This window comes from Aerosakkonema sp. BLCC-F183 (genome assembly GCF_041929145.1).
GTDB lineage: Bacteria > Cyanobacteriota > Cyanobacteriia > Cyanobacteriales > Aerosakkonemataceae > Aerosakkonema.
This window is the reverse complement of sequence record NZ_JBHFNU010000053.1, coordinates 1-12,678: the sequence shown is the minus strand read 5'-3', so window position 1 is coordinate 12,678 and position 12,678 is coordinate 1. Positions and strand designations below refer to the sequence as shown.

Sequence of the window (12,678 nt, the reverse complement as noted above, 5' to 3'; positions counted from 1 at the left end):
AAGTTATCGCCCGTGCCTAACCTACTCTACAATAATATAAGTGGTGGTGGGTTACGGCAGGGAGAGTTAATTATTGGTTGAAAGTTCTGAAGTTATCGCCCGTGCCTAACCTACTCTACAATAATATAAGTGGTGGTGGGTTACGGCAGGGAGAGTTAATTATTGGTTGAAAGTTCTGAAGTTATCGCTCGTGCCTAACTTACCCTACAATAATATAAGTGGTGGTGGGTTACGGCAGGGAGAGTTAATTATTGGTTGAAAGTTCTGAAGTTATCGCTCGTGCCTAACCCACCCTACAATAATATAAGTGGTGGTGGGTTACGGCACGGAGAGTTAATTATTGGTTAAAAGTTCTGAAGTTATCGCTCGTGCCTAACTTACCCTACAATAATATAAGTTTTTACGATCGCCACAAAAACTCTGTGATGATGAAATTTATCGGCATTGACCTCGGTTGGATAACAGGCGCAAGCGGTTTATGTTGCCTAAGTTGGGCAGATAACCAATTGCATCTTCTTAACTTAGATCGACGAGAATCTAATGAAGATATTCTCGCTTGGATCGATACCTATGCACCATTACCAGAATCGGCAATAATCGCGGTGGATGCGCCTACCCTCATTCCCAATGCAACGGGAATGCGACTACCGGATAAGTTGACTCACAAACATTTTCATCGCTATCATGCGGCTTGTTATCCTGCGAATTTGGGTCGCCCTTTTGCCCAACGCACGGTAGAATTTGGCTTGAGTTTGGAAGTACGGGGTTTTGTTCACGCACCAGTCATAGAAGCGCAAAAATTAGGCAGATTTCAAATCGAAGTATTTCCCCATCCCGCGATTGTAAATATATTCGGCTTAGAACGCATCCTTAAATATAAAAAAGGGAAACTTTCAGAACGCCGCGCCGAATTAATCAAGCTGCGACAATATATTTTAGATTATTTACCCACTTTACAACCCGCTCTCAAATTACCCGATTTACCCGCAGTTCCTTTAACTGGTTTAGCGCTGAAAAGTGTAGAAGATAAATTGGATAGTTTAATTTGCGCTTATGTAGGCGCTTATTGGTGGTATTGGGGATTGAAAAAGAATTTAGTTTTAGGCGATCGCACCACCGGATACATAGTAATCCCCGCCTCTCCCTCTTCTTCTTCTTCCCCCTCTTCTTCTTCTTCTTCTTCTTCCCCCTCCCCGTAGACGGGGAGGGGGTTAGGGGGTGGGGTTTACCAACTTATCCAAATTGAGATAAAACACCATCTTATTATCCGAACTCTGAATAACCTTTTCAATAGCTGCCGGCAAATTTCCCTGATGATAAAGTTCGGGAAACTCACCAAACTTGTCTTCTCCTACCTCCAAAACTGTAGGAATTTCCGGAACAGGGATCGCAAAACGCTCTCCTTCCTTCAAGGTACAAACAATCAAGTATTGTCGCTCTCGATCGTCGCGACTGGTAAGGAAAAGCTGAGACGGATATATAAGAGTAATGATTTCGTCTTTGTATTTTACTAAACTGCGATCGCGCAGCGTACCGTTAAGCATATCGCTCTCAATAACCCCATGCGGTGTAAACTCATTGAGGACGTGCAGCACACGGTCAATAGGAATAGCATATCGTTCGTTTCCCAGTTGGAAACAAAGCAGTTTTTGGGTAGGAATCCGAATGGGAATATTGCGTTTACTGCGAAATCGTCTGTTCATATTTAATTGAAATCTTTACTTTTTAATTAATTTAGCGATCGCCTCCAATAATTGACCTTCATTGTAAGGCTTAGTGAAATATTCGACAGCACCCAATTCCATTGCCAACTGACGATATTTTATCCCCGAACGAGAAGTCAACATAGCAACTGGGATAGAGGCAAAGTGAGGATGAGATTTGAGGCTTCGTAAAAGTTCAAATCCATCCATACGAGGCATTTCGATATCTGCAATTATGGCACTGCAATCAATACCTTGCTCCAACTTAGATAAAGCATCTTGACCGTCTTTCGCTTGTGCTACCCGGTAACGTGCGCGAGTTAGACTTTGCGTAAGTAATTGTCGAATAGTGTAAGAATCATCTACAACTAAAATTTGCGGTTGCAAACTAGAGGGAGGCGTCAGCAAATCAGTGCGTACACCCAGCGAAGATTTATTTTCAACTGAAATAGTCATGCTGCTGTGAGTGTGAAATTCTTCTAGCAGATCGTCCACATCTAAAATAGTAACTACCTGACCGTCACCGAGAATTGTGCAACCAACAATACCGCATGGTTTAGATATAGGAGAAGGCAGCGGTTTGACAACAATTTCTTGTTGACTGAGAATGCGATCGACTGCGATCGCGACAACTCCTTCGCTAGAAGCTAAAACGATCGCAGGAATTGAGTCTTGCGGCAGCGATTCAGCAGATGATGAGAGATCGGGTATATTGTAGTGCAATAAATCTTGCAACTGCACCAGTCGAATAAACTCCTCCTCCCACCACAACATCGCTTGATTACCCGCCATTTGAATTCGATCTGGTTGAATGTGGATAATTTCCTCGACTGCATCCAAGGGTACTGCGATCGTATTTTTTCCCACCATCACCAACAAAGCATCAGAGATCGAAAGCATTAGCGGCAGCTTCAAAATAAAACTGGTGCCTCTACCAGGACGGGAATCGACTTTAATCGTGCCGCGTACTTGCCGCAAATTGTTGCGAACAACATCAAGACCGACTCCTCTACCAGAAAGGTCAGTCACCTCTTTAGCAGTACTAAAACCAGGCCAAAAAAGGAATTCGTACAATTCGGCAATCGAAAGATCCGCTGCTTGTTCGGGTGTGACTAAACCTTTTTCTACAACTCGCGATCGAATACCTTCCGGGTCAATACCTCGACCATCATCCGTAACAGTAATAATAGTTTGTCCGCCTTGGTGACGCGCTTCAATTTCAATTTGACCGGTGGCCGGTTTACCAGCTGCAATCCGCACTTCCGGCGATTCGATGCCGTGATCGAAAGCATTGCGTAACAAATGTACTAAAGGATCGCGCAAAGCATCGAGTAAAGTTTCATCTATTTTAGTATCTCTTCCCAACAGCAGCAGATTTACATCTTTATTATATGTGCGGCATAATTCTCGCAGAGCTCTCGGCAAGCGATCGACTGCGCGACTGAATGGCACCACTCGCAATTGCATAACGCGACTGCGAAGTCGATCGGTAATGCGGCGGAGTTGGTCGGTGCTGCGTTCAAATTTTACCGCCAATTCATCTACTAAACTTGCCGACTGAGCGATCGCTTGTGTAATTTCAATTACTTCTACTGCTTTGGCGTGGAATTCTGTATATCTATCCATTTCCAAAATATCGAAGTGAGGTTTAGCAATCGGAGATTGAGAATTGCTTTTTTTTCCTATTTCCGATTTTCCATTACCCGTTCCCCATTCTCCCGCTAGACGATCGTATTCTTCTCGCAATTCGCTACCAAAATGATGCAACGAAGAAATGCTCTTGCGGATGCGTTTAGTTTCGGAACGCAATTGCGCTTCCTGGAGTTCAAAATTTGTCCGATTGATTACCAACTCTCCCACCAAATTAATCAATTCCGTCAGGCGTTCCACCTCGACTCGAATAGTCGGGTTATTTGAGAGAGAACTCCTAGAAGTGTCAGAGTTTTGAGTTGTGAGGTTTGCGTTTTGAGTGGGAACGGTTTCTCGATCCTCTGCTCCTGTGCTACTTTGCTCCTCAGATCCTTCGCGCTCCTCAAGGAGTTGCAGATCGATCGCTTCTCCTTGCAACACTTTGGTGCGAATTTTCTGCAATTTTTGGGCAATTTTCCATCCAGAGGACTGCAACTGCTCTACACTCAAGTTGGGAGTATCGATCGCATCTCTCAATTGGTTGGCAATTTCAGCTAAGTAAGATAGCTGTAACATCCCCGCCACCCCTGATATTTGGTAATAAATATTGTTGATAGTTGCTATTGTTTGAGGCAGGTTTTCCGCACTAGATTGAGAAAGTTCTGCTTCTAATTGATTAAATACAGATGGTAACTCGAATTCAAAAATCACCTTGACAGCTTCAGCGTTCACTGAAGTGTTAATTGTGTAATTTGCAGTCTCTTCTTTTTGACCGTATTCAGCTTCCAGAGTTGTTTTGATTTGAGCGATCGCCAAAAGATGAGGCTCTGTTAAAGATTCCGATTCTGCAATAGCAATTTCTTGATTTAATTGGTCACTTCTAACTCCATCGACGATAATTTTCAGACTATCTAAGCCTTGTAATAAAGCAGTAATTGTAGATGTTTCCAGTTCGGAAAGATTGACGCGATCGCGTAAAATTACAAAGCAATCTTCTAAACAGTGAGCCGCCTTTGATAAGCTATTAAATCCAAATATAGAAGACGAACCCTTAATTGAATGGGCACATCGGAAAAGCGTTTTAACTGTCTGCAAACGCTCCTCCGCAGAACTGCTACTTTCCATCGCCAAGAGATTCGCTTCCATAGTTTGCAGAAACTCTTGTGTTTCAGCTATAAATATACCGATTAGCTCATTAAAATCTTCAGGGTTCATATAGCTATGGGCTAAAAAAAGTCAAAAAGAAGGGGCTAGGAAAAAAGGGTTTAGAATCAAGGGTTTGGGGTAATTAAGAACGTCCCAACTGACTTTCATCGTTTGCCATAAATAAAAAATTTATTTGTTTTACCTTGATCGGAAAAAATAACTGTTTTGAAATCTCCATATAAAATTGATTTGCGAACATTTCCCCCGTTCGGAAAGGTCGGCATACTAAAAACTAAAGAAATTTATTTTAGTCCGCTTTTTCTGGTTCTGTCGCCTTCAACAGTTTCATTTTTGAGTTGTCCAGTTCATTTTGACTGAGGGGAAAATAGCCGACTTTTGTAATTTCTTGGTTAATATAAGTTAGGTAAAAGTTGATGAATGCTCTCACCTGCGGCTTTTTGCGAATGGTATTAACATCCGAGTACATCAAGAGCGGGCGAGTCAAAAGGTATTCGCCATTCTCCACCGTTTCAGCTTTTGGTTCGACCCCTTCGATCGAAATAGCTTTCAGGGTGTCAGCATTATGTTGATAGTAGGAATAAGGCAAAAATGTAATGGCGTATGGATTAGCCACAACAGATTGAATTATGTAATCATCATCGTCGGTGAATTGAGAGTAAGGCGAGTTCAGAAGCAGCTTGTCTTTACCATTCAAGACTTTCTCAACAAACAAGCTGAACCTTGAAGCTGTAGAACTGGGAAGTATGCGTTGAATTCTCTCGTTAGGCCATTTGGGATTTACATCCGACCACTTTTCAGCGGTAAAAAGGGTAGCTAATTCTTTGGTCGTGACGTTGTTAACAAATCTATTCTTTCGGTTGATGACGACAGCGACAGCATCACTGCCGATGCGGAACTCGACTGGCGTGCGACCGTTAGCAGTGCAAGCCTTAATCTCTTCTTCTTCGATCGGACGGCTGGCATTGGTAATGTCAGATTTCTTCTCTTTACAGAAAAGATTGAAGCCAGCCCCAGTACCAATACTGTAGAGATCGATCGTACCTGCATAGCCATACGCAATGAAGCGTTCGTAGATGACTTTAGAGAGGGGAAAAACCGAAGAACTGCCAGCCACAGTCAGATTCCCCTCTACTTCCAGAGGATCGATTTCTGGTAGCCTGACCCCACTGGAGTTCTTATTTGTGCGGGCATTTACGAGTTGTGCGGTCGCTTCTGGCTTAGCGGTGAAAGGTTTTTCTTCAGATGGCTTATTTTGTGACGGCGGGTCTTGCACGCCAGGATTTGTCGGCACACTCTTGGGCGCGATTGTCGCCGACGGTTTATCTGAGCTGCTACAGCCATAGCACAAAAGAGTCAGAATGATGAGAATACTATAGCTCGATCGCTGCATTACAGGTTCCTCCAGGTTTTTATCGGTGACATACTTAGGTTTTTTCCCAGCTTTAGCATAGGGTTTTGTAACTTTTAACTTCTAAAATTTGCTACTGAATCTTGCAGCTTATTGACAGAAACCGACAGTCCGTGCAGTGAATCCTGTACTTGTAGAGCTTTTTGAGCGGTAGTTGTGGAAATACTATTCACCTGTCGCATACTGCCGGAAATCTGTTCGGCAAAAGCCACCTGTTTTTTAGCTGCACGGGTAATATTTTGAATCAAGGCATTGATTTCCCGGCTGACTTCAATAATCGCAATCAAATTAGTCTTAGCTTCCGCAGCTAGCTGAGTACCTTCTACCACTTGTTGCGTTCCTGACTCCATAGCGGTCATCACTCGACTGATTTCATCCTTAATAGTATTAACAATTTCTGATATTTCTTCTGTTGCTGAAGCAGACCTTTCTGCGAGCTTACGCACCTCCTCTGCTACTACTGCAAATCCCTGTCCGTGTTCGCCCGCTCGCGCCGCCTCAATCGTAGCGTTAAGAGCGAGTAAATTAGTTTGCGCGGCAATTTGAGAAATCGAATTGACAATTTTGCCAATTTGTTGTGAGCTTTCACCCAAACGTTTCATCATTTTCGATGTTTGGGCTATTGTTTGGCGCAACTCGTTGATTCCTTCCACAGTGCGATCGACAGCTACTCCGCCAACTTCTGCTGTTTTAGCTGCCTGTTCTGCTACTTGTTCGGCCCGTTTTGCTACATCTGAAACATCTTTAATAGAATTCAGCATCCGCTCGATTTGTTGCAGCGTTCCATCAATTTGTTCGGCTTGATGGTGAGAGCGATCGGCAAGCTGAGTCGTATCGTTTATGGAAGCGCTGGTGGCAGTACGTACCTCCTTAGAAAGGTCTTGAATACCGTTAACTACTTTGCGTAAGGAACCGATTAAAAAATTAAATGAATCGGCAACAGCACCCAGGATATCGTTGGTTACTTGCGCTCGTACTGTCAGGTCTCCCTTGGCGGCTCCTTTGATTTCATTGAGCAACTTCAGCACTTGTTGGGTGAGCGAATCTGCTTCTGCTTCGCGTTCTGCTGCCAATTTTTGCAATCTTTCTTCTACTTGTTTTCGTTCTGTAATATCATAGCGGATACTAATATATTTGATAATCCGATGATTGGCATCGAATATAGGTGCGATTGTAGAATCAACCCAATAAAATGAGCCATCTTTACGCTGGTTTTTGATTTCGGCTTTCCATACTTTACCTTGAGAAATGGTTATCCACATATCTGCGAAAAATGATTGGGGGTGATGCCCTGAGTTAACCAAGCGATGGTTTTGCCCTAACATTTCTTCATTGCTGTATCCAGAAATTTCACAAAACTTTTTATTGACATAAATAATAGTGCCATTTGTATCTGTTTCGCTGACAATTGCCGCTTCATTAAGAGCGTACTGGCGCATTTTTAATTCATTTTGCAGTTCTTGGAGTTCATGATTGGAATGAGTTAACTCTGCCGTCCGTTCATTCACACGTTGTTCGAGTTCCGCATTCAGGGCACGAAGTTGCTCTTCAGCTCGCTGGCGCTTGAGATCGAGGGTACTTAGGGTTTTGGCAGTCCACCAAACCATCGTGCCAAAAACTGCTACGTTAAAAACTGCTTGCAGGGATATGGCAAGGTCGGTATTGTAGTTTTTGGCGCGATATCCTGTTAAAATTAGCCAACCGACGATAGGAGGAATGCCGATCGCTGCCGAAGCGAGACGCCGAGCCATCATACCCCCCGCATTCTGATTTGTGAAAACCGCCATCACCCCTTTGTCCGGGCGGGCGCACAGGATACCTATGCAGAGGATCAAAAAGGTAACCGCTGTGTGCAAAGCCATTTGCGTGTAAGAATTGATGCCGTAAAGGGATGAGATGCTATAGGCATAGCCCAACAACCCTACAAAGGCTACAAAAAAACTAACTAAACTCAAGATTTGAGCTGCTTGATAGTTAGTGTAATTCCCCACTAAAAATAGCAGCGCACAGCCCAAGAAAACAAAATTCACAGCTGTATTCGCACCCATCCGACCGGGGGCAGAAGTCCCGACAGCCTTTGCTGAGTCTTTAAACAAAAGTTGATCGATGCCAAAATCTCTTTGCAAAGCATACTGTAACAATGTGAGCAAGCCGATTAACAAAACGACACCCGCACACACTTGCAGCCAGCGTCGCAGATTCAGAGTTGGGGAGTGGGAAATCTCCTGTTCGCTTCTGTCTCTCTGTCCCTCTGCCCTTCTCCCCTCCTCGTGGGACAAAGTGGAGTTGTTCCTTTCTTCCATCCTCTGAGATTTATGCCATATCCACAAAGCTGCACCTGCCAAGATAAAGCATAAGGCAGTATTGACTTTCATACTGACTAAACCGGGGAAAACGCTTTTAAAAAGAGGAATGTTAAACATCCAACCCAGCATGACTGTGCAGCCGATCGCTATAACTGCAATACTGGCTTTCCTGGACAAGTTTTGCAGCGCAGCGATACGCTCATACGTCATTCGTTCGTCTCTTACCTTTACATAGTATTCCATATCAAATGAAGCTCCTCCGCTAGGCATCCTCAAAACTAAAGAACCATTTTTCCCGAACAGCGATCGATGATGACCAAGCGTTTGGATAAACTTACACCACGATTGGACTAACCCACCGATCCCGCGTTAGCGATATCGCTTCTATATCTACAATCATCAGCAGACGACCCCGATCTTCATATAATCCACGCAAAAAAGGAGCCAATTCTTCACTAACCTCTTGAGCCGATACGATGCGATCGGTATTCAGGTGTACGACTCCTTCCACAAAGGAAACCGCCAATCCCATCCGCATCGGCAATAGTCTTACATCGTTAGGATCGGGAGCTTCCACTACTAGAATACGACAGTCGGGCGAATGCCAATCAACTGTACCGGGCTGGTGCGGCGGCAATATTTTTAAGCGACCGGACAAGCCACGATCTTTTATACCGATAAAATGACCGAAATCCATTACTGCTATAATTTCACCCCGCAGGTTGGTTATTCCCAGCAAAAAAGGGAGAGTGTTTGGTACCGGTGTAATGAGTTGTTGATTAAAAAAAAGTACTTCTCGAACTGAACCCAGAGCGAGAGCAAACAAGCTTTTATCTTGACCAAAAATAATGAATTTAGTCATCTATCGTTAGCCATTGCCAAGACAGTATGTTTTTTTTGGCTTGGATTTTGATGTGATTTATTGGCTATTGCCAATCTTTTTTACCAAAATAACCACCCAATCTTAACTATTAGTTATTCCCCATTAGCTTTTTAACGATGTTGATTAATTGTTGCGGGTCAAAAGGTTTAGTAATATAGGCATCTGCTCCCATATCCATACCCCAACTTTTGTCAATTTCAGTATTTTTTTGGGAGCAAAATACGACTGGTAAGTGTTTGGTTTTTGGGTTTTCTCGCAGTTCTCGTACTACCTCAAACCCGTTCATCCGTGGCATCACCACATCTAAAACAACAAGGTCGGGAGGCGATGACTGGATGCGGGCGATCGCTTCATCTCCATCTCTAGCTCGATCGACAGAAATTCCTGCCTCTTGTAAAATTCGGCATATAATTTCTAGCTCGGTAGCTAGGTCGTCCACAACTAATACTTTTGACATAGGAGATGGGGATAGGGGATAGGGGCTAGGGGCTAGGGCGTCGGGGCTAGGGGTTAGGGAAGAGGGAAGAGGGAAGAGGGAAGAGGGGAAGAGGGAAGGGGGAAGAGGGAAGAGGGAAGAGGGAAGGGGGAAGAGGGAAGAGGGAAGAGGGAAGAGGGAAGAGGGATTAGGGGTTAGGGGCTAGGGGAAGAGGGAAGAGGGAAGAGGGATTTTGACTTTTGACTTTTGACTTTTGACTTTTAACTCCCTCACTTTCCCTTTCTTGTTATTGTGCCCACAGAATCAATCCCAAATCGTAGGGACTGCTGAGATATTCGTGTTTCGGCAAAATACGCAGAGACATTCCCTGTAGACCGCTATAGGTGTAGGTAATGTTACCTGTGTAAATGCTTGTTCCGGACTGAGGATCTTGACCCTGGTATTCCATCACAGCTGGCACACCATTGACAATATCTCCGCTGGCGTTCACCAAACCGGTGTAAAGCTGTACTTGCAAGTCATCTGCACTTAAATCTGCGAGATCGATTCGCGCTTTGACATTAATAGTTTGGCCTACCTGGATTTGGCTTCCCTCAGATACATCAATGCTTTCGATCTTCATCTTGTACCATCGATCGAACAGCTTGTTTTTCCAATCAGCTAAATCTTTGGCTGGTCTGTATTCTTCTCTTGTCATTGTAAAGTAGCGATCGCTCGCCGCAAAATACGCCCGCGTTCCATATTCCCTCACCATCCGCGCTGTATTGAAGAAGGGACAATTTAAACGGATCGCATCTTTCATTTTGCTCACCCAACCGCGAGGGATATCTTCCGTGTCCCGTTCGTAGAACAAAGGAACCACTTCCTGTTCCAACAATTCGTACAGCGAGTTCGCTTCGACAAGATCCTGGTAGTTAAGGTCATCGTAATCTTCTCCGTGACCGATCGGCCAGCCGGTGCGGACATAATCTGCCTCATCCCACCAACCGTCCAAAACGCTCAAATTTAACAATCCATTCATCGATGCCTTCATACCGCTAGTGCCCGATGCTTCTCGCGGACGCCTGGGTGTATTCAGCCAAACATCGCAACCAGCCACCATCAACCGCCCTACGTGCAAGTCATAATCGGGGATAAATACGACACTGCGGCTCATTCCTTCTTCGCGAATAAAGTGGTTGATTTCGCGGATGAGTTCTTTGCCTGGAATATCGTGAGGATGGGCTTTACCGGCGATGATAAACTGCACCTTGCGCTTTTTGTTGGCCTGTAAAATTCGCTTAATCCTTTCCCTATCCCGCATCCACAGGGTAGCCCGCTTATAGGTAGCGAAACGACGCGCAAAGCCAATTGTCAAGACGCCTGGGTCGAGGACTTCACCTGCATGGCCGATTTCGGCTGGGGAGGCACCGCGATCGCGCAGCTTTTGGGCCAATCGCTCTCGCACAAATACTACCAACTCAGCGCGGCAACGTTCGTGATAGCGCCACAATTCTTCATCGGGAATCGAACTCACCCGTTCCCAGAGGGGGTCGGTACTTCCTGCCCGTTCCCATCGAGGGCCAAGGTAGCGATCGTACAAACCTTGCATGACTGGAGACACGCAGCTGCGGGCGTGGACGCCGTTAGTAATGGCGGTGATGGGCACTTCTTCCAAAGGTAAATCCGGCCACAATCCCTTAAACATCGATCGCGACACGACACCGTGCAGTTGGGCAACCCCGTTGACAAATGTCGCCATTTTAATAGCCAGAATTGCCATGCTGAAAGGTGCCGTCAGGTCGCCCGTTTCCTCCCGTCCTAATGCCAGAAATTCTTCTCGCTGCAAACCAAACGCATCGCCGTAATGACCCAGGTAATACATCACCTTGTCTGGGGGGAACAAGTCGATCCCTGCCGGTACGGGGGTGTGGGTGGTAAAAATGCTACTCGACTTGACAACCGCCGTAGCTTCTGCGTAGCGCAAACCCTCTTCTTGCATCAGCACGCGGATGCGTTCCAAGGATAAAAAGGCCGAGTGTCCCTCGTTCATGTGGTAGGCGGTCGGTTTCAACCCCAGCGCCCTTAACGCCCGCACGCCGCCAATTCCCAGCATCATCTCTTGGTGAATTCGCATATCGATGTCGCCGCCGTAGAGTCGATCGGTGATATCGTGGTCGTATTGGCTGGCGTTGGCATCGATGTTTGTATCCAACAGGTATAGCGGTACGGTTCCTACTTGGATACGCCAAATGCGAGCGTAAACTTTGCGACCTGGATAATCTACCTCAATCCTGATTTCTGTACCATCTGGATGGCATTCCAGATGCAGGGGCATATTATAGAAGTCGTTGATCGGGTAGTGTTCGCTCTGCCAACCATCCGCGTTGAGAAATTGGCTGAAATAACCTTCTTGATAAAGCAATCCGACGCCAACTAAGGGAAGACCCAAGTCGCTGGCAGATTTGAGGTGGTCGCCTGCGAGGACGCCCAAACCGCCGGAGTAGATGGGCACGCAATCTGCAAGGCCAAATTCCATTGAAAAGTAGACGTAGCACTCAGTTTGGGACTGGGTTGTCGGGGAAGAATTTTCCCCATCGCGGATCGGCGATGTCCGATTCTCGCTTCCTAATTTGCGCTTTTTGTGATACCAGGTTAATCGATGGTGGTAGTCCTCTAACTGTTGAACAGCTCTTTCCATCTGGGCGATAAAGCCTTCGTCTTCGGCTAGTTCTTGCAATCGCGTTTGCGAGATGGTGCCCAACATTAATACCGGATTGTGCCGACTTGATTCCCACAGGTCTCGATCGAGACGGCGGAATAAGTCTTTGGTTTCGACGTTCCAATCCCAGTGGAGGTTGTAGGCTAGCTTCCGCAGGGGTTCTAGTCGCGGCGGTAGAGAAGGTGTAACGTTAAATGTCCGAATTGGCTGCATCAGTCGCAGAACCTCTTAGTCTCTTTATGGTTATTGTGCCCACAGTTCTGTAGTGAGGGGTGCTTATCGTGAACTACTCCAACTCTCGCTCACGCTATAGTTGGAGCTTCCAATTTCACAGAAGAATGCCTCACCTTAGACTTACGTCCTCGGTTTGGTCTGACTTCCTCTCCATTGGCGTAACCCTCCCCCGTCCCAGAGGAGGAAAGCATTCTGATTCCCTCTGCTCGAA

8 protein-coding genes are annotated in these 12,678 nt (G+C 45.5%); 1 reads left to right on the top strand and 7 read right to left on the bottom strand.

Annotated elements, in window-relative coordinates:
* Positions 1 to 368: 368 nt before the first annotated feature.
* Positions 369 to 1,199, top strand: a complete 831-nt coding sequence (locus ACE1CD_RS15475) for a DUF429 domain-containing protein (protein WP_374825251.1) — start codon at positions 369 to 371, stop codon at positions 1,197 to 1,199.
* Positions 1,200 to 1,211: 12 nt separating this feature from the next.
* Here ACE1CD_RS15475 and ACE1CD_RS15470 read toward each other — a convergent pair whose 3' ends face one another.
* The 7 genes from ACE1CD_RS15470 to glgP all read right to left on the bottom strand — a co-directional run bounded on the left by ACE1CD_RS15470 (position 1,212) and on the right by glgP (position 12,446).
* Positions 1,212 to 1,703 carry a chemotaxis protein CheW gene (locus ACE1CD_RS15470; protein ID WP_374825249.1) on the bottom strand — a complete coding sequence of 164 codons (492 nt, stop codon included), beginning with the start codon at positions 1,701 to 1,703 and terminating at the stop codon, positions 1,212 to 1,214.
* A gap of 15 nt (positions 1,704 to 1,718) precedes the next feature.
* Complete coding sequence (locus tag ACE1CD_RS15465) at positions 1,719 to 4,547, bottom strand: response regulator (protein ID WP_374825247.1); 2,829 nt, start codon at positions 4,545 to 4,547, stop codon at positions 1,719 to 1,721.
* A gap of 238 nt (positions 4,548 to 4,785) precedes the next feature.
* Positions 4,786 to 5,889: a PstS family phosphate ABC transporter substrate-binding protein gene (locus ACE1CD_RS15460; RefSeq protein WP_374825245.1), complete on the bottom strand. Its 1,104-nt coding sequence runs from the start codon at positions 5,887 to 5,889 to the stop codon at positions 4,786 to 4,788.
* A 74-nt stretch (positions 5,890 to 5,963) separates the two neighbouring features.
* Complete coding sequence (locus tag ACE1CD_RS15455; RefSeq protein ID WP_374825243.1) at positions 5,964 to 8,456, bottom strand: methyl-accepting chemotaxis protein; 2,493 nt, start codon at positions 8,454 to 8,456, stop codon at positions 5,964 to 5,966.
* A 91-nt stretch (positions 8,457 to 8,547) separates the two neighbouring features.
* On the bottom strand, positions 8,548 to 9,075 hold the full coding sequence (locus ACE1CD_RS15450; protein WP_374799843.1) for a chemotaxis protein CheW: 528 nt from the start codon (positions 9,073 to 9,075) through the stop codon (positions 8,548 to 8,550).
* Positions 9,076 to 9,184: 109 nt separating this feature from the next.
* Complete coding sequence (locus tag ACE1CD_RS15445; RefSeq protein ID WP_374799845.1) at positions 9,185 to 9,553, bottom strand: response regulator transcription factor; 369 nt, start codon at positions 9,551 to 9,553, stop codon at positions 9,185 to 9,187.
* Positions 9,554 to 9,818: 265 nt separating this feature from the next.
* Positions 9,819 to 12,446 carry an alpha-glucan family phosphorylase gene (glgP, locus tag ACE1CD_RS15440; protein WP_374799847.1) on the bottom strand — a complete coding sequence of 876 codons (2,628 nt, stop codon included), beginning with the start codon at positions 12,444 to 12,446 and terminating at the stop codon, positions 9,819 to 9,821.
* Positions 12,447 to 12,678: the final 232 nt, after the last annotated feature.